The following is a 22266-nucleotide window of genomic DNA, read 5'->3' on the forward strand; positions in this document are numbered from 1 at the left end:
CCGCTTCGGCTCAGGGGTTGAGCCCCTGCAGCCAAACCTTGAGGTCTTCGATCTCGGCTTCGCTGATGCTGTGCCCCAGCCCCGGGTAGGCATGGAACTGCGGTTGCAGCGAGGCCGCCCGCAACAAGCGATGGGCCTCCAGCGCATCGCTGTAGGGCAGGCGCGGGTCGACGATGCCGTGGCCGATGAAGATGCCCAGGCGCTGCAGGTCCGGGCTGTTCTTCACCCGGGCGGCCAGCAGCGGCAGGATCTTCCCACTCAGGGCGGCGATGCCCCGCACCGACTGCGGATGACGCAGGCCCACTTCATAAGCCATCACCGCGCCCTGGCTGAACCCCACCAGCACCACCTTGTCCGGTTGGGTCTGGTATTTGGCCTGCGCCGCGCGGACAAACTGGCCAATCAGCTCGGCGCTGCTGGCCAGCTCGTCGGTCACGCCGTCATAGGCGCCCTGGCCCTTGCGCTGGAACCACTGGTAACTGCCCTCCTCCAGGGTCTGCGGCGCCCTGGCCGAAAGGTAGGTGTAGGTCGCCGGCAGGCGCTCATGCAGGCCGAACAGGTCGGCCTCGTTGCTGCCGTAGCCATGCAGGAAGATCACCAGCGGCTGGTTGCGGGTGTCAGCGGGGGCCTGCTCCAGGTAGCGCAATGGCAGGTCGTCGTGCAGCGTCGGCTCGGCGTGGGCCAGCGGCGCGGCCAATGCGAACAATAGCGCCAGATAGCGGATCATGTACGGCTCCTTGTGCCTGAGGGGTGGCAAGAAAATCAGTGCCGGAGCCTAGCATCGCCGGGCCCGGAGGTTCATCTGTCGGGCTGCGCCAACCCGCGCCAGGCCAAAGGCAGCAGCACCAGCACCGCCAGCCCGAACCCCACCTGGGACAGGTAGAAGGTGGCCAGCCACTGGTCGTGGGCCGCCACATAAAAACTGTTGTGCACGACATCCAGCACGATGATCGCCAGGGTCAGGATCAGCCCCCAGCGCGGGCGCACCCACAACAGCAACGCCGCCAACGGATCGAAAAAGCTCAGGGAACCCCAGAAGGCCCGGCTGGCCAGGGGCGTGTCGACGCCGTAGCCATAGTCCCAGAGCAACCCGTGGTCCACCACGGCGCGCAGGTGGTTGAAGGTGGCCGCCAGCAGGCACAGGGTGAACAGCAGGCGGATAGACAGGGACACTCGCGACACGGACACCTCTAGTGCAGGAACCGGCTAGCCGGCGAAGGGCGCGCTGGCGCGTCGAGGGCCAACGCAGCGCCGCGTTCCCTGGCCAGCCAGTTCCCGCACCACGTCGGCCTCGCCCCTGGCGGTTCAGTCGTTGATCAGCTTGCCGGCGCGAATCGCCTCGCGGCCGGCCACCTTGGCCAGCCAGATGCCCGGCTGGGTGTAGCGCCCGCGGTCCAGGGCAAAGAGCACGCCACTGGTGCCGGCACGCACGATGCTGACGCTGTCGTTCAGCGGGTCGACCACTTCGAACAGGGCATCGCCGCGCTCCACCCACTCGCCGGCCTCGCGCAGGAAGCTGACCACGCCGTGGTGCGGGGCAAACAGGTATTCGGTGCCTTCGAAGGGCATGCCTTCGCAGCACTGCTGCGGCGCGGCGGGCCAGTCACCGCTGATCAGCCCCTGTTCGGCGAGAAAGCCGAGGATGGCCTCGGCATTGGCCCGGGCCTGCTCGACCCGGGTGTCACCCATGCTGCCCAGCTCCAACGTGGTGGCCAGGTTCGCCGGGGGAATGGCCGCCCGGGGAAAATCCCGGGCCAGGCGCAGCCAGGGCGCGGAACAGGACTCATCGAAGGAGCTGCCGCCGGAGTCTTCGCAGAGCAGCGCCACCCCGGCCTTGAGCCGCGCCGCCAGGGACTGCCACTGCGGCCAGTGCTGGGGCAAGGCATAGAGGTGGATCGCCGCTTCGAAATCGCAGTGCAGGTCGAGGGTGATATCGGCGTCGCAAGCATGGCGCAGCAACAACCGGTGCAAGGCCTCCAGTTGCGAGGCCGGCGGCGGCAGTTCATCCAGCACCTGGACCATGGCGCGGCGGATCAAGGCGATATTGGTGGCCGCATCGGTGCCCAGCTGCTTGCCGATCAGGTCGCCCACCGGGCCGCTGAGTTCGACGAAGGCGCGGTTGAAGTTCTTGCCGCTGCCCAGTTCGAAACGCCCCAGGTGGCTGCCTTGCACCTGCTGGTCCAGGCCAATGGGGTTGGCCACCGGCACCAGCTCGATCACCCCCTTGAGGCGGCCCTGGCGCTCCAGTTCGGCCAGGCGCTGCTTGAGCTCCCAGGCGGTGCGCATGCCCGGCAATTCATCGGCGTGCAGGCTGGCCTGGATGTACACCTTGCGCGTGCCGCTGCCAAAGCGGAACACACTGAGCTGGCGCTGGGTGCCCAGGTGGCCCCAGGGCAGGGAATGGTCGATGCGTTGCATGCAGGCTCCAGGGTTCAAGAAAAAGCGCGGTGCAGAATAAAACAGCCGCGCAGAAAAAAGGTGGCGGCCGAGTTGCGGCCGCCACCTTTTTTTACCTCACGTATCGAGCCCGTCGGCTTACTCGCCGTAGACGTCGAAATCGAAGTACTTGTCTTGCACTTGCTTGTACTTGCCGTTGGCGCGGATCTCGGTGATGGCGCTGTTGAATTTCTCCGCCAGCTCCTTGTCACCCTTGCGCACGGCGATGCCGGCACCGCCACCGAAGTACTTCGGATCGTTGTACTCGGGGCCGACGAAGGCGAAGCCCTTGCCCGCGTCGGTTTTCAGGAAGCCGTCGTTGAGGTTGACCGAATCGGCCAGCAGCGCGTCGACACGGCCGGAGACCATGTCCAGGTTGGCTTCCTGCTGGGAGCCGTAGCGCACCAGGTCGATGCCGGCCGGCACCAGCACTTCGGTGGCGAAGCGGTCGTGGGTACTGGCGCGCAGCACGCCGACTTTCTTGCCCTTGAGCTCGGTCAGCGGGTCCTTGATGGCGGTACCGGCCTTCATCACGAAGCGCGCCGGGGTGTGGTAGTACTTGATGGTGAAATCGACGTTCTTCTTGCGGTCGTCGGTGATGGTCATGGACGACAGGATGGCATCGATCTTCTTCACCTTCAGCGCAGGGATCAGGCCATCGAACTCCTGCTCGACCCAGGTGCATTTGACTTTCATCTGCTCGCACAGGGCGTCGCCCAGGTCGACATCGAAACCGGTGAGCTTGCCGTCGGGGGTCTTCATCGAGAACGGCGGGTAGCCGGCTTCGATACCGATGCGGATCGGCTTGGCCTCGTCGGCCGAAGCGGTGAAGGAAAACAGCGACAGTGCCAGGGCACCAAACAGCGCAAACTTGTTCATTTATAACTCCAGGAGACGGAGACTTTTATTGGCTGGTTTCGATTAGGGGCAAATCGAAGTGGCCAGCAGTCTAGAGCGGCTCCCGGGAAGCAAATTGTGTTTATGCGACAAATACTTATAAAAAATACACGGCGTGATCCGGGCTGTTTTGCCGTCCCCCGGCCTGGGTGCGCCAGCCGCTGAAAAAACCGCCATTGGCCGCAAGGCTGCGCAGCAGACCGCGCTCTTGAGGGCGACACAGGCCCTGCGGGCCTTGTCGCAGCCTTCGCCAGCGGGCTTCAGTCCTGGGGCTTGCGCAGCAGGTAGGTGTCCATGATCCAACCGTGGGCCTCGCGGGCTTGCAGGCGCACCCGGCGGATCTCATCGGCCACCTGGTCCAGTCGGCCGCTGATGAGGATTTCATCCGCGGTGCCCAGGTAGGCCCCCCAGTAGATGTCCAGGTCCTGGTTGCGCAACTGGCGATAGGAATCCTCGGCGTCGAGCATCACCACCAGGCTGTCGGCGTCGCTGGCCTGCCCCGCCGCCAAGCGCCGGCCGGTGGTGATTTCCACCGAGCGGCCAATGCGGTTCAGCGGCACCTTGTGCTGGGCCGTCAGGGCCTGGACGCTGGTGATGCCGGGGATCACCTGGTATTCGAACTGCGCCGCGCCACTGGCGAGGATCTGCTGCAGGATGCGCAGGGTGCTGTCGTACAGCGCCGGATCGCCCCAGGCCAGGAAGGCGCCGGTTTCCCCCTCGGCCAGCTCCTCGTTGATCAGGCGCTCGAAGACTTGCTGCTTGTCTCGGTTCAGCGTCTGCACGCTGGCCCGGTAGTCGACGTCGCCACGTTCGCGCTCCGGGTTTTGCGCCTCGACGAAACGAAACGGCCGCTCGGTGATGTAGCGTTCGCAGAGTTCGCGACGCAGGTCGATCAGCGAATCCTTGCTCGGGCCCTTGTCCATGAGGAACACCACATCGCTGCGATTCAGCGCCTTGATCGCCTGGATGGTGATGTAGTCGGGGTTGCCGGCGCCGATGCCGATGACCAGGAGGGTTTTCATGGGTCTTGCTCTCGCTGTTTTGCCAGCCCGCAAGTATGCGGGGGCTTTGGCTCGATGAGAAACGTTTCTGTACCGCGCCGTCGCCGCGGGCACGCCAGCGGCTAGCCGGCCGACGGGTCGAGCACGCGCAGGCGCCAGCGCCCGGCGTGGCTCAGGTCGAGCCGGGACAGCGGCTCGATATCCATCAGGTTGAAGCTCGCCAGGGGTGCCTGCAGGACCTGCACCAAGGCGGCACGCATGACAAAGGGATGGGTCACCGCCAACCAGTGCCCGGGGCGCTCGGCCATGCTTTCCAGCCACAGCGCCACGCGCTGGCACAACTGGGCCACCGACTCACCCTGCGGCGGCGCGAGGTGCGGGTCCGCAAGCCAGGCCTGCAACGCCTGGGGCTCGCGCGCCTGCAACTGCTTGATCGACAACCCCTGCCAGGCGCCGAACCCGCAGTCGCGCAAGGCTTCCTGCACCTGCGGCTCGGCGCTGAACAAGTGAGCGGTCTGGCGAGTGCGCAACTCCGGGCCGCAGAGCACCCGCAGACCGGGCTTGAACCCAGCAGCGCGGCTCAGGGCCTGGGCCTGCCAGTCCAGTTCCAACGCTTCGTCCAGGGGCAACCGCGCCTGTTTCTGGGCGGCGGTACGGGCATGGCAGATCAGGGTCAAGCGGGTGGCCGGCAACGGAGCGATCTCGACAAGGGGCAATCAGGACTGAGGCGAGGGTTTTAGCACGGCGGCCATGGATATTCCCAGCCGCGAAAATCGGAAGACTCTCGAAAAAATCAAGAATAAACCACCTCCAAAAGAGAATTGGCTTATAGGCCACAAAAGCGCCTGGCTCTTATCCTCCACCCCCCTTCCACGTCTCGACCCAACCAGGCACCTCAACCACCATGCACAGCGGTATGTGGGAGCTCATGTCTCTCAACCTTGCGGTCAACGCCTCACCCCTGCCGATCATCCTGCTGCAATACGTGGCCATGGTGGGAGTCTTCAGCACCCTGCTGATGCTGCGTGAGGACGCCCAGCGCCTGATCAAGTCGAAAAAGGTCCTGCTGGGGTTGATCCTCGGAACCAGCAACGTCACCTTGATCGCCCTGGCCTCGCAGTTCATGCAGACGCCAGTGAAGGTGTTCCCGAGCAACGACATGCTGTTTCTCGCCGGCCTGCTGGGCGGCTGGTGGGGCGGCCTGGCCTGCCTGACGCTGGTGGCGCTGGCGCGTTTCTGGTTTGCCGGCAGCGAACTGTTTGCCGAAGCCCTGTTCGGTTTCAGCCTGATGACCCTGGGTGGCGTGCTGCTGCACCGCTGGTTCGAATCGCGCCGGCTGTGGTCCCTGCAGCTCAAGGAAATGGCCCTGGTGCTGCTGATGCGGGTCGGCGTCGCCATTGCGCCGGTGCCGCTGATTCACTGGATAGGCAGCATCGACTCGACCGCCGCCGCACAACTGCTGTCGCTGCGCTTCATTTCGGCGCTGTTCTCCCTGCCGCTGATCGTCCTGATACTCGCCATGCTGCGCCGCGAGGCGCGCTACCAGCAGGCCCAGCAGCGCCTGCTGCAACAGGCGCTGACCGACCCCACCACGCAACTGCCGAATCGCCGGGCCTTGAGCATCTACCTGGAACAGCTGCTGCAGCGCCAGGAACACAAGCTCGGGCGCCACACGCTGATCGTGATCAAGATTCGCAACCTCAAGGACCTGGTGGCCATTCACGGCCACGACTGGACCGATCAATTGCTGGTCGGCCTGGCGCAAGACTTCAAGGATGGCGCGGCCCGGCATGTCCTGCAGACCGCGACCGAGCCCAGGCCCTTCATGTTCTCGGACCTGAGCCTGGCCCTGGCGCTGCCGGACTGCAGCATCCAGCACGTCGAGGAATCGGCGCTGCTGGCCACCCTGCAGATGACCCTGCAGGCCAGCCTGCCCAGCGACAGCGGCCTGCCCCCCAAGCTGCAATTCTGCGTGATCGACGCCTGCGCCGGCGGCAGTGCCAACATCACCTTGCGCAATATCAGCCTGGCCCTGCAGGACAATCGCCAACCGGTGCGCTACCTGCACCAGTCGCTGATCGAGCAGGCCCAGAGCAACGAACGCATCCGCCAGCAGTTGCTGGAGTGGGTCCGCTCGAACAACCCGCCGCTGTACTACCAGCCGAAGTTCTGCCTGAGCCGGCGCACCGTGATCGGTGCCGAAGCCCTGCTGCGGGCCCAGGATGAACAAGGCGCGGCCATTTCTCCCCTGCTGATTCTCGAAGTCATCCGCCACCACGACCTGCAGCACGCCTTCGAGTGGTCGACCATCGAAGCGGTGATCCGTGATGCCCGGTCCTACATCGACGCCGGGTTGCCGGGACCGCTGGCGGTGAACGTTTCGGCCTCGACCCTGAGCGATGCCAACTTTGCCGTGCTGCTGATACAGCGCCTGAAGGAAGCCGGGCTGCCCGGCCACCGCCTGACCCTGGAACTGACCGAGAACACCCTGCTGCAAGACACCCGGCAAGTGGCCCACAACATGCTGCTGCTCAAGGACCACGGCGTGACCCTGTCGCTGGACGACTTCGGCACCGGCTATTCGGCCCTGAGCATTCTGGCCAAGTACCCTTTTGCCGAAGTGAAGATCGACCATTCGATGATTTCGCTGCTGCACTACGAGCGCATGCGGACGGCGGTCTCCATCGCCCAGGAAAGCGCCCGCCTGTACCAGGCGACGCTGACTGCCGAAGGGGTCGAGACCCAGGAACAGATTGATATTCTGCAAAGCATTGGCATTGGCTGTGCCCAGGGGTACTTCTTCTCGCCGGCGGTGCCATTGGAGAAATTGATTGAGCTGGGAATTGCCTGTGAGCGCTCGCAGGAAGAGTAGTATTGCAGCGGGGCGGCCACTTGCCCTTCCATGCGGTCCCGCTTTCATGCCCCCTTCATCCCCCTTTTGCTTTGGCTCTTGATCTTCCGGCCCCCTCTGAACCCCCATCCCCCGCCCCATTTCAGGGCATTTTGATATCAGACAAAATTTCACTAGACATGTAGCGTCCATTACATAAATATCAATTTGACCTCTCCATGAAATAAAAACGACATCACCGCCCAAGGCACCCCGATGCCCTCCCTCAGAGACCTGATCACCGCCCCCACCCTCGACCTCACGCCCTCCGAGCGCAAGGTCGTGCGCGCTCTGCTCGACCACTACCCGCGCAACGGGCTGGGGCCGATGTCACGTCTGGCGGAACACGCCGGGGTCAGCGATCCCACCATCGTGCGCCTGGTGAAGAAGCTCGGTTTCAGCGGCTACGGCGAATTTCAGGAAGCCTTGCTCAGCGACATGGACGACCGCCTGCGTTCGCCCAGCACCCTGCTGCGTCCAAGGGCGCAGGTGGCCCAGGGCGATACCTGGGGCCGCTACCTGGCGGACAGCCAGCGTGCCCTGCAAGACACCCTGGCCCTGACCCAGCCCGAAGACATCCGCGTGCTCATGGACTGGCTGCTGGACAGCCGGCACTCGGTCTACTGCTTCGGCGGGCGCTTCAGCAGCTTTCTCGCCCACTACCTGTTCAACCACCTGCGGCTGATGCGCCCGGGCTGTTACTTCCTCGACGACAACGCGCAACTGCCGGACCGCCTGTTCGATGTGCAACGCCAAGACCTGGTGCTGCTGTTCGACTACCGCCGCTACCAGTCCCAGGCCCTGCGCGTGGCCAGTGCGGTCAAGGCGCACAGCGCCCGGGTGGTGCTGTTCACCGATATCTATGCCTCGCCGCTGCGGGAGCTGGCCGACCTGGTCATCAGCGCGCCGGTTGAGTCGTTGTCGCCGTTCGACAGCCTGGTGCCGGCGCTGGCCCAGGTCGAGGCGCTGATCGCCTGCCTGACCCCGCGCAGCCCCCATCTTGATCAACGCCTGGAGGGCATCGATGCCCTGCGGGCGGAATTCGCTACCCATGTGCTGGAGGAAAAATAAGGATGTTCAGCCTGCCCCATCGTTCGCCCCGGGACTTGCCCTTCGTCGTCGACCACACCGCCCTGCTGCTGGTGGACATGCAGCGCGCCTGGCTCGAACCGCAGTTCGACCCGCACCTGCAAGGCCCCGAGGGCGAAGCCTTTCTCAAGCGGGCCCGGGAGCGGGTGATCCCCAACCAGCAACGGCTGCTGGCGGCGGTGCGCGAGGCGCGGCAGAACGTGCTGCACACCATTATCGAAAGCCTGACCGCCGACGGCCGTGACCGCTCCCTGGACCACAAGCTGTCGGACATGCACCTGCCCAAGGGCAGCCCCCAGGCGGCGATCATTGCCGAGCTGGCGCCGGTGGAAAACGAGATCGTGCTGCCCAAGACCTCCTCCGGGGTCTTCAACTCCACCAACATCGACTACGTGCTGCGCAACCTGGAAACCCGCCACCTGATCATCGCCGGGATCGTCACCGACCAGTGCGTGGACATGGCGGTGCGCGACGCCGCCGACCGCGGCTACCTGGTGACCCTGGTGGAGGACGCCTGCGCCACCTACGGCGATACCCGGCACCAGGCCTGCCTCAACGCGATCAAGGGCTACTGCTGGATCACCGACACCGACACCGTGCTCGGCCGCCTGCGGGAGATCCGCGGATGAGCCGTGGCCAGGGCATCGAGGCCCTGACCCCGGTGGCGATGACCAGCATCGTCACCACCGACCTGATCGGCGTCACCCGGGGCCGCTCCTTTCCCAGTGACGAGCTGGAGCGCTACCGGGTCGGCGGCTGCGGCTGGGTGCCGGCCAACAGCGCGTTGACACCGCAGGACCTGATCGCCGAGGACAACCCCTGGGGTGCCTACGGCGACCTGCGGCTGATCCCCGACCTGGACAGCCGGGTCAGTGTCGGCGCCGGGCCGGATGCCAGCGCGGCGCCGCTGGATTTCATCCACGCCGACATCTGCGAGACCGACGGCACGCCCTGGGCCGCCTGCCCGCGCACCCTGCTGCGCACCGAAGTCCAGCGCTACCGCGAGCTGGGGATCCAGATCACCGCCGCCTTCGAACATGAATTCAACCTCGACACCGGCACCGGCCAGGTCGAGCACCTGGCCTTCTCCCTGGAAGCCCAGCGCCAGGGCGCGGCCTTCGGTGGCTGGCTGCTGGCGGCGCTGCGGGCTGCCGGCGCCGAGCCGGAGATGTTCCTTCCCGAATACGGCAAGCAGCAGTACGAGATCACCTGCCGGCCGACCCAAGGCCTGGCCGCCGCCGACCGCGCGGTGAACGTGCGCGAGATCACCCGGGAAATCGCCCGGCAACTGGGGCACCGGGTCAGCTTCGCGCCCAAGACCGCCGAGGACGCAGTGTGCAACGGTGTGCACCTGCACCTGAGCCTGCAGGACCTGGAAGGCCAACCGCTGCTCTACGACCCCCACGCCGTCAGTGGCGACGACCTGTCGAGCCTGGGCCAGCACTGGGCCGCCGGGGTGCTCAAGCACTTGCCGGCGCTGTGCGCCTTCACCGCGCCGACGCCGATCTCCTACCAGCGCCTGCAACCCCATCACTGGAGCGCCTCCTACGCTTGCCTGGGCCTGCGCAACCGCGAAGCCTCGCTGCGCATCTGCCCGACCCTGAGCCTGGGCGGCAAGCCGGTAGCGCCGCAGTACAACCTGGAGTTCCGCGCCCTGGACGCCACCGCTTCGCCGCACCTGGCGATGGCGGTGATCCTGATCGCCGGGCGCCTGGGCATCGAGCAGCAGCTGGCGCTCAACGCGGTGACCGACAAGGCGCCCTCGGACCTCAGCGCCGAACAACGCCTGGCCAGTGGCATCGTGCCGCTGCCGGGTTCCCTGCCCCAGGCCCTGGAATGCCTGCGCGGCAACCCTGAACTGCTGCAGTTCCTGCCTCAGGACCTGCTGGCGACCTATCTTGCCGTCAAACAAAAGGAAGTGTCCCTGACCGAGCACCTCACCGCTGCCCAACTCTGTGAGCACTATGGACACCTGTACTAAATCCGCCGAGCACGGTTTCTACACCGAGCCGGCCTACCGCCTGCTGCGGGAAGATTCCGAGCATCCGCTGATTCTGGTGTGCGAGCACGCCAGCCACTACATTCCACCGGCCCTGCACGACCTGGGGCTGGACCCGGTGGCGGCCCGCGAGCACATCGCCTGGGACCCGGGTGCCCTGGAACTGGCCCAAAGCCTGTCCCAGGCCCTGGGCGCGACCCTGATCGCGGCCAATTACTCGCGCCTGCTGATCGACCTCAACCGGCCGCGCCACGCCCCCGACAGCATCCCGCTGCAAAGCGAGATCTATCAGGTGCCGGGCAACCAGCAGCTGGACGAGGCCACCCGCGAGTACCGCCGCCAGCAGTTGTTCACGCCGTTTCACCAGCGTCTGCAACGGATCATCGACCGGCGCCTGGCCCAGGGCCGCGAAGTGCGGGTGGTGGGGATCCACAGTTTCACCCCGATCTACTACGGGCAACCGCGTGCGCTGGAAATCGGCGTGCTGTATGGCAGCGCCACCGACTACGCGGCGCGGATTCTCGAAGGGCTGTGGCGCTTGCCGATCAAGGTGGCGGGTAACCAACCCTACGAGATCGACCCGTTGAGCGACATGACCGTGCCGGTGCACGGTGACGCCCGTGGCTTGGCGTCGGTATTGATCGAGGTGCGCAACGATCTGCTGCGCAGCCCTGAAGCCGTGCAGCACTGGAGCGACACCCTGGCGCCGCTGCTGTAACCGCTGTTGAAGAAACGCTCGACCGGCACGCCCCGAAGGATTCACCCGGCGCGCCAACAGGCTGTATGCAGGACCGGTACAACAACTAGAAAAACCGCTGTGGTGTGTCTTTAAACCCTGCCAGGTTCAAACACGAAAGCGCGGCCCGAGGTGTCAATGACGACCCGAGGGCAACGCCTTTATCCACTGACACAGGCTCAAGGAGAACAGCTTCATGGAGATTGAAGAATTCGGCTACAAACAGGAACTCAAGCGCGGGCTGAGCCTGCGTGACCTGGTGGTCTACGGGATGATTTTCATGATCCCGATCGCCCCGTTCGGGGTCTACGGCTACGTCAACCAGGAAGCCCCGGGCATGGTGCCCCTGGCTTACATCATCGGCATGGTGGCGATGGTCTTCACCGCCCTGAGCTACGGCGCCATGGCCCGGGCCTTTCCCATTGCCGGCTCGGTGTATTCCTACGCCCAGCGCGGCCTCAACCCGCATGTCGGCTTTCTCGCCGGCTGGCTGATGCTGCTGGACTACCTGCTGATTCCGCCGCTGCTCTACGTCTACGCGGCCATGGCGCTCAACCACCTGTACCCGGAAGTGCCCAAGGTCGGCTTCATCCTGGCGTTCCTGGTCAGCGCCACCTTCGTCAACCTGCGCGGCATCACCTTCACCGCGCGGATGAACATCCTGTTCCTGCTGGCGCAGCTGGTGGTCCTGGGGATCTTCCTGTTCTACGCCTGGAACGCCCTGCACGGTGGCGCCGGCAACGGCCAACTGACCCTGGCGCCGCTGTACAACCCGGACAACTTCCACTTCGGCATGCTGATGCAGGGCGTATCGATCGCGGTGCTGTCGTTCCTCGGTTTCGACGCCATCTCGACGCTCGCCGAAGAGGTCAAGGGCGACCCCGGCCGCAGCGTCGGCCGCGCCGCGCTGATCACCCTGGTGGTGATGGGCGCGATCTTCGTGGTGCAGACCTGGATCGCCACCGACCTGGCCGCCGGCATGGGCTTCAAGTCCGCCGACACCGCCTTCTACGAGATCGCCGAACTGGCCGCCGGCAGCTGGCTGGCGACCCTCACCGGGGTGGCCACGGCGCTGGCCTGGGGCGTGGCGGTGGCGATCACCTCGCAAGCCGCGGTGTCGCGCCTGCTGTTCGGCATGGCGCGGGACGGCAAGCTGCCCAAGGTGCTGGCCAAGGTGCACCCGAAACACAACACCCCGCACATCAGCATCTACCTGGTGGCGGTGCTCTCGCTGCTGATCTGCTACCTGTTCATCAACTCGGTGGACACCCTGACCTCGCTGGTCAACTTCGGTGCCCTGAGCGGCTTCATGCTGCTGCACATCACGGTGATCAACTTCTACTGGCGCCGACAGCAGTCCGGCCAGGTGCTGCGCCACCTGATCTGCCCGGTGATCGGCTTCGTGATCGTCTGCGCCATCATGTACAACATGGGCGTGGATGCGCAGAAACTCGGCGCCATCTGGATCCTCGCCGGGCTGGTCTACCTGTTCCTGCTGAACAAGCTGGGCAGCGGCGCCGCCCTGCCCGACCCGCTCAAGCCCTAGTCGTCAGCGCGCGGCGCCCCGGCGTCGCGCGGCCCCTGGCAGCGGCCGGCAAGAGCCGCCCGGGGCCTGGCCGCCGGATGCCGCGGCCGTGGAACTGCGTGGTCATCGACAGTGATGTCTGGCCAGTGCTCGCCCCCAGGGGCGAGCGGCCCTTGATACAGGAGTACACCCTTGCAGGCCTTGCGTCCCGTGGCGTTATCCGATCTGCCCTCATTACGGCGCCTGGCCCGCGAGCGCCTGCTGGGCGTCACGTCGCTGGTGGACGACGAAACCTACCTGCTGGACAAGATTCAGGATTCCCTGGCGTCCTTCGCCAAGCCCGAGGCCAGCCAGGGCCCGGAAAACTATTTCCTGGTACTTGAGGACCTGGAGAGCGGCCAGTTGCATGGCTGTTCGGACATCCTCGCCACCGCCGGGTTTGCCAGCCCGTTCTACAGCCTGCGCAATCGCCCGTTCATCAGCAGCTCGCGGGAACTCAACATCCAGCACGGGGTGCCGACCCTGTCGCTGTGCCAGGACCTCAGCGAACAGACCCTGTTGCGCAGCTTCCATGTCGACCCTGAGCTGGCCGGCACGCCGCTGGCCCAGCTGACCTCGCGCGGCCGGCTGCTGTTCATGGCCGCACACCCCCAGCGCTTTGCCGACAGCTGCATCAGCGAGATCGTCGGCTACAGCAACGACGCCGGTGAATCGCCGTTCTGGGAAGCGGTGGGCCAGCACTTCTTCGACCTGCCCTATGTCGAGGCCGAACGCCTGTGCGCCTTGCAGGGGCGGGGCTTTCTCGCCGAGCTCATGCCCCAGTACCCGCTGTACATTCCGATGCTGGCGCAGCCGGCCCAGGACTGTATCGGGCAGGTCCACGTGGATGCCCGGGAAGCCTGCCAGATCCTCATCGACGAGGGCTTCACAAGCACCCAGTACATCGACCTGTTCGACGCCGGGCCGACCCTGCAGGGGCGCAGCAACCAGTTGCGCTCAATCATCCACAGCCGCGTCGCCCGCAGCCAGCTGAGCCCGCAGAGCGGCCAGGGCCGGCAGTGGTTGCTGAGCAACGACCGGCTGCAGGGTTTTCGCGCCATCGTCGCGCCCCTGGACGAAGCCCCCGGCGATACCGTCGGCCTGGACCGGGCAATGCTCCAGGCCCTGCAACTGGCCCCGGGCGAACCGGTGCGCAGCGTTGCCCTATGAAGCCGTTTGCGCAGCGCCACTGCCCGGCGCCAGGGCAAGGAATCAGCCGATGATCGTGCGTCCGATCCGCGTCAGCGATCTGCCGGCGCTGCTGACCCTGCTGGAAGGCAACGGTCGCGAACTGAACAACCTGTCCACCGACCCCGAGCGCCTGGCCCATCGGGTGCGCTGGGCGCAGCGAGCCTTCGCCAGGCAGGTCGAACGGGCCGACGCCGACTACCTGTTCGTCATGGAAGATGACGACCAGCAGGTGATCGGGGTCTGCGGCATCAGCGGCGCCATTGGCCTGCGCGAGCCCTGCTACAACTACCGGGTCGGCACCACCCGTGGCAGCGCCCCGGTGCTGGGCATCGAGAAACACATCCCGACCCTGTTCCTGTGCAACGAGATGACCGGGCAATCCCTGCTCTGCTCGCTGTTCCTGCGCCGCGATCAGCGCCAGGGCTATACCGGCCGCCTGCTGTCCAAGGCGCGCCTGCTGTTTGTCGCCGAATTCCCCACCCTGTTCGGCGACAAGCTGGTGGCCGAATTGCGCGGCCAGCTCGACAGCCAGGGCTGTTCGCCGTTCTGGGACAGCCTGGGGCGGCACTTCTTCAAGATGGGTTTCCAGCAGGCCAATCGCCTGTCCAGCCACGGTAGCAAATCCTCCATCGCCGAACTGATGCCGCGCCAGCCGCTGTACACCTGCCTGCTCAGCGCCCAGGCCCAGGCCGCCATCGGCCAGGCCCACGCCAGCACCGAACAGGCGGTGAGCATCCTGCGCGGCGAAGGCTTCAGCCATCAGGGCTGCATCGACATCTTCGATGGCGGGCCGCTGCTCGAGGCCGAGGTGACGAAGATCCGCAGCGTGCGCGAAAGCCAGACCCTGCCCCTGCTGGTGGGCACCCCGGACGACCAGGCGCCGCTGTGGCTGATCCACAACCGGCGCCTGGAAAGCTGCCGCATCACCGCCGCCCCCGGACGCCTGGTCTCGGGCTGCCTGCTGGTCGACCGGATGACCGCCAAGCGCCTGCTACTGCAGCCCGGCGACACGGTAAGGGCAGTGCAAGCGGCAAGCGGCAAGCTTCAAGCTGCAAGCAACAGCTTTTAGCTTGCCGCTTGGAGCTTGGAGCTTGGAGCTCGCAGCTTTGCTGCGTAATATGCCGCTCAGTTTCAGGTGCCCCATGCCGCCGTGCATGGGGTGAAACGGGAAACCGGTGCGCCCCTCCAGGGCAAGTCCGGTGCTGCCCCCGCAACGGTAAGCGAGTGCTGCATTCAACACGCCACTGTACCCAAGGTACGGGAAGGCGAATGCCGCCAGACTCGCAAGCCCGGAGACCGGCCTGGAACTTCTGTTTGGCAATCCTGCGGTGGGCGGGCATGGGCCGGTAAGGTCGCGTGCGCGTGGCCGCTACCTTCTCCTGCGTGCTTCCCGAAATGACTTTCGAGAAGACCAACAATGACAACCTCCAACACTTTCCCTGCACGCGACTGGCGTGCCCTGCGTCGCACCTGCGGCGGCGCTCTGCTCGGCGGCCTGTTCAGCCCTCTGCTGCTGGCCGACGACAACACCCTGAAACTGGAACAGCAATTCGTTTCCGCGCCGTCGGTGGAATCCACCACCGTGGCCGAAATGGCCAAGTACGGCAGCAAGGTGGAAATCATCGACCGCCAGCAGATCGAACGCGCCGGCCCCAGCAGCGATATCACCCGGGTGCTGCAAATGTATGTGCCGGGCCTGTACGTGGCGCCGAAGAACGGCCCCTTCGACTACGGCACCTATTCCCTGCTGGGCGGGCGCAACGACGACACCCTGATCCTGCTCGACGGCGTGCGCCTGAACAACCGCCTGTACGGCGGCCTGTACCTGGACACCCTGCCGGCCAACGCCATCGAGCGCATCGAGGTGCTCAAGGGCGGCCAGAGCCTGCTGTTCGGCACCCAGGCGGTGTCCGGGGTGATCAATATCGTCACCCGCAGCCCACAGACCCGCGACACCTCCGGCGAGGTCAACCTGGGCCTGGACAGCTTCATGGGCAGAAGTGGCGATGCCCGCGCCGAACGCATCGTCAGCAACGGCCTGGGCGACCTGGGCCTCTTGGCCTATGTCAGCCACAACGTCTCCGATGGCTACCAGCCGTTTCGCAACAGCGCCTACAACGCCAATACCAAGGAGAAGAAGCGCGCCTACGAGGTAACCACCTTCGGCGCCAAGGCGATCCAGGGTCTGGGCGACGATTCGCGGCTGGAGCTGTTCTACCAGTACAGCGACGCCAACCTGGATTTCGCCCGCCCGCTGAACAACAAGAAAACCACCAACGACCGTATCCAGCAGATCGCCACCGCCACCTTCGAACAGCGTGCGAGCGAGCGCTTCAGCTACTTCGTCAAGGGCCATGTCAACGACTGGGACACCCGCTACACCCGCATCAACAGCACCGCCAGCGGCGCCACCCAGGTGATCAACCACAACGACTACTGGGGCTTCACCGACTGGGGCCTGCAGGCCGAGGGCAAAGCCGAGCTGGACGGCGGCCATGTACTGGTATTCGGCACCGACAACCAGTGGTTCAAGGGCCAGGACGACGTACTCAAGATCGACGACAACAGCGCCCAGGCCAACGCCCTGTACGCCCAGCTGCGCCCGGTATTCGACGCCCTGCCCGACTGGCACCCGAGCGTCGGCGTGCGCCACGAAAAGATCAGCGGCGGTGAAAGCGCCACGGTGGGCATGCTCACCTCGCTGTACGACCTCTCGCCCAACTGGCAACTGCGCGGCCAGTTCGGCAGTGCCTTCAAGCTGCCCAACGCCGAGCAGCTGTTCGCCAACGAGGAAGATGAAAAGGGCAACCGCAACCTCAAGCCGGAAAAAAGCGTGAACGCCGAGCTGGGCCTGGACTACAAGGGCAGCCTGCTGGCTGGCGAGTTCAATGCCAGCGGCACCCTGTTCCAGCGCAAGATCGACGACCTGATCGCCCTCGACGGCATCGACTGGGTCAACGGTGAAGGACGGATCAAGGTACGCGGCATCGAGGTCGACGGGCGCTGGCAGTTCAGCCCGCAGTGGACCCTCTCGGCCGACATGACCCGCAACCTGACGGAATCGCGCAACGGCGTGACCCTGAGCAATATCCCCGGCTTCTTCGCCCGCTCGCGCCTGGGCTTCGAATCCCAGGACCGGATGTGGGGCGTGGGCGGGGCTATCCGCTATATCGGCCAGATCGACAGCCCGAAGAAGATCGACTACGGCCACTACTCGGTGGTCGACGCCGATGCCTATCGCTACCTCGACGCGGCCCAGCAGCATCGCCTGAGCCTGCTGGTGGAAAACCTCTTCGACCGCGACTACAGCACCAGCATCGCCAGCAACAACCCGCGGGTGGACAACCTGGGACGCCCCTTCACCACCGAGGTGCGCTACACCTACCGCTTCTGAGGACGGCTGCCATGCACAAGGATTATCAACGCGTGCTGTTCGTCGGCCCCGGCCTGAACGGCGGCGCCCTGGGCGAGGCGTTTCGCCGCGAGCTGCAACGACTGCGGGGCGACGCCACCGGCACCCGGGTGATCGACACCCTGGACGGCTTCGACGGCCTCTGGGCGGCCCTGGGCGAACCCCTGCCCGCAGACGGCGCGGCGCTGCTGGTGGTGGACCTGGAGCCCAGCTCCGACAGCGCCTACCTGGACTGGCTGCGCGATGAACTGGGGCGCCTGGCCCGCGCCCACCCGCAGGCGCCGCAGCTGTGGATCACCGCCCAGGCCCTGGGGCGACGGGGTCTGGACGCGGCCCTGGCCTGCGCCAGCATCGACCAGCACGAGCGCCACCTGAGCTGCGATCAGGTCAATGCCGTGCCCAGCGACCCGGACTGGTCACGGGTGCCGCCCCATGCCCGCCAGGTGTTCCTCTGCACCGGCCCGCGCTGCGTGCGGCGCGGCGCCCTGCCGTTATGGAAAACCCTGCGCCGCGAACTGCTGCGCCTGGATCTTCTGGAGCAGCCCGGCGGCGTACTGCTGACCCGCACCGCGTGCCAGTTCCCCTGCAACCTGGGGCCGGTACTCACGGTGCACCCGGATGGCTGCTGGTACCGGGTGCAGAACGACACCCAGGTGTTGCAACTGGTGGAAGGCCACCTACTGGCGGGCACTGCGCTGCCACAACTGCAGATCGCCGCGCCCTATGCAGGTAATGCCGATGCCTAGGATCAAGCAGCACCCGTGGCTGGCAATCCTGCTGTGCCTGTCCAGCCTGACGGCCCTGGCCGACAGCTACCAGAACTGCGGCCAGAACTGGAACCTCAAGGCACCGCCACAGCGCATCGTCGCCCTCAACCAGCACAGCGCCGACCTGCTGCTGGCCCTGGACGCCGGGCCCTCGATGATCGGCATCGCCTACCTCGACGACGATGGCCGCGCCCAGGCCGAGGGGCAGTACCACGGAGTGCCGGTGATCGCCCGCCAGTACCCGTCGCCGGAGGTGCTCTACAGCCTCAAGCCGGATTTGGTGGTGGGTGGTTTTGCCTCGGCGTTCCCCAACAACTTCAGCTCCCGGGAACGCCTGGGTGCCATTGGCGTGGGCAGCTACCTGCTGGAGTCGGCCTGTGCCGGGCATGACGAGGACTACTTCGGGCATATCCGCCGCGACCTGCTGACCCTGGGCCGCCTGCTGGACAAACAGGCCCGGGCCCGACAACTGATCGCCGAACTGGACGCCGACCTCAGCGCTGCCGCCGCCCTGTACCAGGGTCGCGACATACCTTCCGTGTTCTACCTGGACAGCGAGGTCAACGGCCTGGCCAGCCAGGGCCAGCGCGGCTTTGTCGGAGTGCTGCTACGCGCCGCCGGAGCGCGCAACAGCTTTGCCAGCATCGACCGCCCACGCCTGGTGGTAGACAGCGAGACCCTCCTGGCCAACGACCCGGACGTCATGCTCCTGGCCGATGCCCTGTGGTCCCCGGCCTCGCGCAAACGCCGCCTGCTGCACAACGACCCGGTGCTCTCACGCCTGCGCGCCGTGCGCGAAGAACGCCTGATCGACCTCCCCTTCACCCAACTGGTGCCCGGCATCACCAGCGGCCGCACCGCCCTGGAACTGGCCCGGCGCCTCCATCAAAAACAGCGGCAAGCGGCAAGTGACTAGCGGCAAGCAGGCAGCGGCAGGCTTGCGGCTTGCGGCTAAGCCTTTGGCTTTGGAGCCGGCTTGCGTAGGAGCTGGCTTGCCAGCGAAGGCGTCAGCAAGGGCGATGCATGCCTTACGGGCCTCTTCGCCGGCAAGCCGGCTCCTACAAAAGCGCGTAAACCGCGCTGGGCTTTGGCTTTGGCTTTTGATCTTGCTTTTGATCTCCCTGCCCCTTCAGGAGGCCGAGCGTAGGCATTGCGTAGGGGGCAGCTCGGCATGGATGCCGAGCTAGCCGCCCCAGGCCATGGATGGCCTGTGGCGGCGTGCCCCCGGAGCAATGCCGGAGCGAGGGCACGCCGAGCCTTAGCGAGGCGCCGGATGCAGGGGCAGGAGCCCTTTGCTTACTTTGGGGCTTTTCCAAAGTGAGTCGCCGTAAGGGCGAAACCGCCAGTGGCCACACCCGCAGCAACGGATATGTACCCCAAACTCGCCGTAAGGGCGAAACCGTGAGCGGCCACTACCCCGGCCCGGCACACACCACCTCCACCATCGCCAACGCCGAAGCCTCCACCGCCTCCCGATCCCCCGTAGTAATCAGATCCAGGTGATAACCCCGAGTCGCCGCCAGCACCATCCGCGCCCGATGCCGCGCCGCCTCGGGGGCAAACCCGGCCCGCTCGAACAAGCGCGTGAGCATCTGCACCCAGGTATCGACCACGCCGTCGAGAAACACCCCGCATTCCTGGCGATGACGCAAGGCATAGCTGTAGGTCTCGAAATGCAGCTGGTAGAACGGCAGGAACTGCTCCGAGGTGTAGCGCTGCCAGAACGACTTGAGCAGCGCCTGCAAGGCCGCTGGCGAATCCACCGCCTCGGCCTCGGTCTCGAACAGCAGGGTTTCCGAACTGCGCACCTTGTCGATGATCGCCGCCCACAAGCCTTCCTGGCTGCCGAAGTGATAAATCAGCATGCGGTGGCTGATGCCTGCCGTCTCGGCAATCGCCCGCAACGAACGGAAGGCGAAGCCGTGTTTCAAGGCATCCTCCAGCACCTTGTTGAGCACGTCGATCGGCGCTTTCTTCACCGTGGCGCCGCGTGTCGTCTTGTTGGTCTCGCTCACCCGCATTCCTCTTCTGCCCACTGGCACTCCAGCGGGGCGATCCTTCCATTGCCCGGCGGTGCAGGCAAGCGCTTTCTCGCCGGCGCCCGCCAACCGTCGCCCAAGCCCCTTCCCAGGGTCGTGAAAAATTTCGTTGACTTTAAAAACAGCCTGAGAATAGCATTTGACGTACCAAATGGTACGCACTTTTTAATTAACTAATAACAACAACTGACGGTCGCCGGAAACGGTTCGGCCTACAGCGATCTGCTGCCTGACCAACTATAAGAAAAGAGGGCCACGATGAACTCCAAGGGCTATTCCCGCAGTATTCCGAAGGCGGTTGGCAAGCCGCTGTCCGCCGCCCCCTGCGCCCCGCTGGCGACCTTGCTGGGCCTGGCCCTGGGCAGCGCCCCGGCCTGGGGCCTGGACCTTTCGCCGGCAGACAGCGAGCTGTCGCTGCGACTGGATTCGACCCTCTCCTACGGACAGATGTGGCGGGTCCAGGGCGCCGACAAGAACAACGATGCGCTGAACCAGAACGACGGCAATCGCAACTTCGACACCGGCACTGTTGCGCAAGTATTCAAACTGACTTCGGACCTGGCGCTGAAATACCAGAACTATGGCGCACTGGTGCGCGGCAGCGGTTTCTACGATGTACAGATCATGGACCGGCACAACGACTACGACCGCCACAACCAGCCGCCCCAGCCCAGCCAGAACTACCCCCACGACAACCGCTTCACCGAGCAGACCCGCGACCACGCCGGCAGCGCGGTGCAACTGCTGGACGCCTATGTCTACGGCGACTGGCAACCGGCCGGGCACAACCTGTCGGCGCGCCTCGGGCGCCAGGTCTTCAACTGGGGCGAAGGCCTGTTCTATCGCGGCGGGGTCAACACCACCAACCCGCTGAACGTGGCCCGCCTGCGCCTGCCCGGGGCTGAGATCAAGGAAGTGCTGGTGCCCCTGGAGAGCCTGAGCCTGAAGTTCGACCTGACCGACAACCTCAGCAGCGAAGCCTTCTACCAGTGGAAATGGCAGGAGTCGCAGTACGATCCGGTGGGCAGTTTCTTCTCCGAATCCGACCTGTTCGTGCCCGGCAGCAACACCGCCTATGTCAACAACCCGGCCCTGGCCAGCGCGGCCCTCCAGAACCAGTACCGGGCCATTACCCAGGCCGGCCTCGGCGGTTATGGCGGCAACCCCTACCTGGACCGCCAGGGCACCTTCCAGGTGGCGCATATCGGCAACGACCTGGCGGCCTCCGACAGCGGCCAGTTCGGCCTGGCCCTGCGTTACTTCGCCGAGTCGCTGAATGCCACCCAGTTCGGCGCCTACTTCGTCAACTACCACGCCAAGGACCCGATGATCGCCTCGTCCATGGCCGCCGGCCACGCCAGCCCCGATGCCCTGACCGGCGCCCTGAGCAGCGGCGCCTTCAGCAGCTACGATGCCCTGCGCCGGGCTGCCGGGGGCAATCCGGCGCTGCGCCAGCTGCTGGGCCTGGTCAACGGCCTGTCCAGCGTCGAGCTGGGCCGCCTGACCACCGCCCAGCGCGAGTTTCCCGAGAACATCCACATGTACGGCCTGAGCTTCAACACCTCGGTGGGCGAAGCCTCGGTGTTCGGCGAAGTGGCCTATCGGCCCAACCTGCCGATCGCCAAGGCGGCGCTCAACGACACGGTGTACGACAGCTTCGCCCAGGCGCCGCAGATCCTCTCCGGGCGCAGCGTGATGGTCGCCGGCGAGCAGGTGGGCATCGGCCGGCCACTGCACAACTACGAACGGGTGGAGGCCTGGAACAGCTCCCTGGGCACCCTCTACAACTTCGGCCCGCAGCTGTCCTTCGACAGCCTGGTGGGCACCCTGGAGGTGGCCGCCGAGCAGGTGCGCGGCAGCAGCCTCAAGTACCGCGCCTTCGATGGCAGCATTCGCTACTACGCCGGGCGGGCGAACAAGGAATACAGCGCCGGCTTCGGCCGCGATCAGCAGATCGACCGCAACGCCTACGGCGCCACCCTGCTGTTGAGCGGCACCTGGAACGATCTGCTGGCCGGGGTCAACGTCTCGCCCTATGTGGTCTACAAGGACGACTTCCTCGGCAACTCCTATTCCGGCGGCAACTTCATCGAAGGCCGCAAGGCCTACACCCTCGGCGTGCGGGCCAGCTACCAGGCCTCGATCGAAGCCGAGCTGCAATACACCAATTTCTACGGCGCCGGCCGCAGCAACATCAGCCGCGACCGCGACAACCTTGGCCTGACCCTCAAATACTCCTTCTGAC

At 65.6% G+C, this 22266-nt stretch carries 19 protein-coding genes and 1 riboswitch; of the genes, 12 read left to right on the top strand and 7 right to left on the bottom strand.

Going from position 1 to position 22266, the window contains the following annotated elements:
* Positions 1-10: 10 nt before the first annotated feature.
* From LXM55_RS29050 to LXM55_RS29075, 6 genes are all read right to left on the bottom strand, one after another.
* The gene (locus LXM55_RS29050; RefSeq protein WP_233323564.1) at positions 11-727 is read right to left on the bottom strand and encodes an alpha/beta hydrolase; all 717 of its coding nucleotides are present in this window, start codon (positions 725-727) and stop codon (positions 11-13) included.
* 71 nt (positions 728-798) lie between these two features.
* Positions 799-1188, bottom strand: coding sequence for a hypothetical protein (locus LXM55_RS29055; protein ID WP_233323565.1), 390 nt, complete (start codon positions 1186-1188; stop codon positions 799-801).
* Between the two features lie 117 nt (positions 1189-1305).
* A complete protein-coding gene (locus LXM55_RS29060; protein ID WP_233323566.1) occupies positions 1306-2418 on the bottom strand; it encodes a succinylglutamate desuccinylase/aspartoacylase family protein in 1113 nt (370 codons plus the stop codon).
* Between the two features lie 117 nt (positions 2419-2535).
* Positions 2536-3315 carry an ABC transporter substrate-binding protein gene (locus LXM55_RS29065; RefSeq protein ID WP_060838569.1) on the bottom strand — a complete coding sequence of 260 codons (780 nt, stop codon included), beginning with the start codon at positions 3313-3315 and terminating at the stop codon, positions 2536-2538.
* A 278-nt stretch (positions 3316-3593) separates the two neighbouring features.
* The gene (gene cobF / locus LXM55_RS29070; protein WP_233323567.1) at positions 3594-4355 is read right to left on the bottom strand and encodes a precorrin-6A synthase (deacetylating); all 762 of its coding nucleotides are present in this window, start codon (positions 4353-4355) and stop codon (positions 3594-3596) included.
* 101 nt (positions 4356-4456) lie between these two features.
* On the bottom strand, positions 4457-5026 hold the full coding sequence (locus LXM55_RS29075) for a histidine phosphatase family protein (protein ID WP_233323648.1): 570 nt from the start codon (positions 5024-5026) through the stop codon (positions 4457-4459).
* 236 nt (positions 5027-5262) lie between these two features.
* Between LXM55_RS29075 and LXM55_RS29080 the strand changes: the two genes are divergently transcribed.
* The 11 genes from LXM55_RS29080 (at position 5263) to LXM55_RS29130 (ending at position 18898) form a co-directional block, all read left to right on the top strand.
* Complete coding sequence (locus LXM55_RS29080) at positions 5263-7206, top strand: EAL domain-containing protein (protein WP_233323568.1); 1944 nt, start codon at positions 5263-5265, stop codon at positions 7204-7206.
* Positions 7207-7440: 234 nt separating this feature from the next.
* Entirely contained in the window at positions 7441-8295 is an 855-nt protein-coding gene (locus LXM55_RS29085) for a MurR/RpiR family transcriptional regulator (protein WP_233323569.1), read from the top strand.
* A 2-nt stretch (positions 8296-8297) separates the two neighbouring features.
* The gene (locus LXM55_RS29090; protein ID WP_233323570.1) at positions 8298-8942 is read left to right on the top strand and encodes an isochorismatase family cysteine hydrolase; all 645 of its coding nucleotides are present in this window, start codon (positions 8298-8300) and stop codon (positions 8940-8942) included.
* Positions 8939-10294: a glutamine synthetase family protein gene (locus LXM55_RS29095; RefSeq protein WP_233323571.1), complete on the top strand. Its 1356-nt coding sequence runs from the start codon at positions 8939-8941 to the stop codon at positions 10292-10294. Before LXM55_RS29090 ends, LXM55_RS29095 begins: the two co-directional genes overlap by 4 nt.
* A complete protein-coding gene (locus tag LXM55_RS29100) occupies positions 10278-11030 on the top strand; it encodes an N-formylglutamate amidohydrolase (RefSeq protein ID WP_233323572.1) in 753 nt (250 codons plus the stop codon). Before LXM55_RS29095 ends, LXM55_RS29100 begins: the two co-directional genes overlap by 17 nt.
* A 214-nt stretch (positions 11031-11244) precedes the next feature.
* Positions 11245-12594: an APC family permease gene (locus LXM55_RS29105; RefSeq protein ID WP_233323573.1), complete on the top strand. Its 1350-nt coding sequence runs from the start codon at positions 11245-11247 to the stop codon at positions 12592-12594.
* 171 nt (positions 12595-12765) lie between these two features.
* Positions 12766-13782, top strand: coding sequence for an arginine N-succinyltransferase (locus LXM55_RS29110; protein WP_233323574.1), 1017 nt, complete (start codon positions 12766-12768; stop codon positions 13780-13782).
* A 49-nt stretch (positions 13783-13831) separates the two neighbouring features.
* Positions 13832-14872, top strand: coding sequence for an arginine N-succinyltransferase (locus LXM55_RS29115; protein ID WP_233323575.1), 1041 nt, complete (start codon positions 13832-13834; stop codon positions 14870-14872).
* A 47-nt stretch (positions 14873-14919) separates the two neighbouring features.
* Positions 14920-15122, top strand: a riboswitch (cobalamin riboswitch).
* Between the two features lie 98 nt (positions 15123-15220).
* Positions 15221-17197, top strand: a complete 1977-nt coding sequence (locus LXM55_RS29120; RefSeq protein WP_233323576.1) for a TonB-dependent receptor plug domain-containing protein — start codon at positions 15221-15223, stop codon at positions 17195-17197.
* Between the two features lie 11 nt (positions 17198-17208).
* Entirely contained in the window at positions 17209-17961 is a 753-nt protein-coding gene (locus tag LXM55_RS29125; protein ID WP_233323577.1) for a (2Fe-2S) ferredoxin domain-containing protein, read from the top strand.
* A complete protein-coding gene (locus tag LXM55_RS29130) occupies positions 17954-18898 on the top strand; it encodes an ABC transporter substrate-binding protein (RefSeq protein WP_233323578.1) in 945 nt (314 codons plus the stop codon). Before LXM55_RS29125 ends, LXM55_RS29130 begins: the two co-directional genes overlap by 8 nt.
* Positions 18899-19394: 496 nt before the next feature.
* Here the strand turns inward: LXM55_RS29130 and LXM55_RS29135 are convergent, their stop codons facing one another.
* Positions 19395-19997, bottom strand: a complete 603-nt coding sequence (locus LXM55_RS29135; RefSeq protein ID WP_233323579.1) for a TetR/AcrR family transcriptional regulator — start codon at positions 19995-19997, stop codon at positions 19395-19397.
* A 282-nt stretch (positions 19998-20279) separates the two neighbouring features.
* On the opposite strand from LXM55_RS29135, the gene LXM55_RS29140 reads away from it, so the two are divergent.
* A complete protein-coding gene (locus LXM55_RS29140; RefSeq protein ID WP_233323580.1) occupies positions 20280-22265 on the top strand; it encodes a DUF1302 domain-containing protein in 1986 nt (661 codons plus the stop codon).
* Position 22266: the final 1 nt, after the last annotated feature.

The organism is Pseudomonas sp. Au-Pse12 (assembly GCF_021341665.1).
Classification (GTDB): domain Bacteria; phylum Pseudomonadota; class Gammaproteobacteria; order Pseudomonadales; family Pseudomonadaceae; genus Aquipseudomonas.

What these genes read in the sequence shown, in the direction of transcription:
- LXM55_RS29120 (WP_233323576.1), top strand. Translation starts at nt 15,221, where the DNA reads ATGACAACCTCCAACACTTTCCCTGCACGCGACTGGCGTGCCCTGCGT.
- LXM55_RS29065 (WP_060838569.1), bottom strand. Translation starts at nt 3,315, where the DNA reads ATGAACAAGTTTGCGCTGTTTGGTGCCCTGGCACTGTCGCTGTTTTCC.
- LXM55_RS29100 (WP_233323572.1), top strand. Translation starts at nt 10,278, where the DNA reads ATGGACACCTGTACTAAATCCGCCGAGCACGGTTTCTACACCGAGCCG.
- LXM55_RS29090 (WP_233323570.1), top strand. Translation starts at nt 8,298, where the DNA reads ATGTTCAGCCTGCCCCATCGTTCGCCCCGGGACTTGCCCTTCGTCGTC.
- LXM55_RS29140 (WP_233323580.1), top strand. Translation starts at nt 20,280, where the DNA reads ATGAACTCCAAGGGCTATTCCCGCAGTATTCCGAAGGCGGTTGGCAAG.
- LXM55_RS29060 (WP_233323566.1), bottom strand. Translation starts at nt 2,418, where the DNA reads ATGCAACGCATCGACCATTCCCTGCCCTGGGGCCACCTGGGCACCCAG.
- LXM55_RS29105 (WP_233323573.1), top strand. Translation starts at nt 11,245, where the DNA reads ATGGAGATTGAAGAATTCGGCTACAAACAGGAACTCAAGCGCGGGCTG.
- LXM55_RS29080 (WP_233323568.1), top strand. Translation starts at nt 5,263, where the DNA reads ATGTCTCTCAACCTTGCGGTCAACGCCTCACCCCTGCCGATCATCCTG.
- LXM55_RS29130 (WP_233323578.1), top strand. Translation starts at nt 17,954, where the DNA reads ATGCCTAGGATCAAGCAGCACCCGTGGCTGGCAATCCTGCTGTGCCTG.
- cobF (WP_233323567.1), bottom strand. Translation starts at nt 4,355, where the DNA reads ATGAAAACCCTCCTGGTCATCGGCATCGGCGCCGGCAACCCCGACTAC.
- LXM55_RS29050 (WP_233323564.1), bottom strand. Translation starts at nt 727, where the DNA reads ATGATCCGCTATCTGGCGCTATTGTTCGCATTGGCCGCGCCGCTGGCC.
- LXM55_RS29125 (WP_233323577.1), top strand. Translation starts at nt 17,209, where the DNA reads ATGCACAAGGATTATCAACGCGTGCTGTTCGTCGGCCCCGGCCTGAAC.
- LXM55_RS29095 (WP_233323571.1), top strand. Translation starts at nt 8,939, where the DNA reads ATGAGCCGTGGCCAGGGCATCGAGGCCCTGACCCCGGTGGCGATGACC.
- LXM55_RS29115 (WP_233323575.1), top strand. Translation starts at nt 13,832, where the DNA reads ATGATCGTGCGTCCGATCCGCGTCAGCGATCTGCCGGCGCTGCTGACC.
- LXM55_RS29085 (WP_233323569.1), top strand. Translation starts at nt 7,441, where the DNA reads ATGCCCTCCCTCAGAGACCTGATCACCGCCCCCACCCTCGACCTCACG.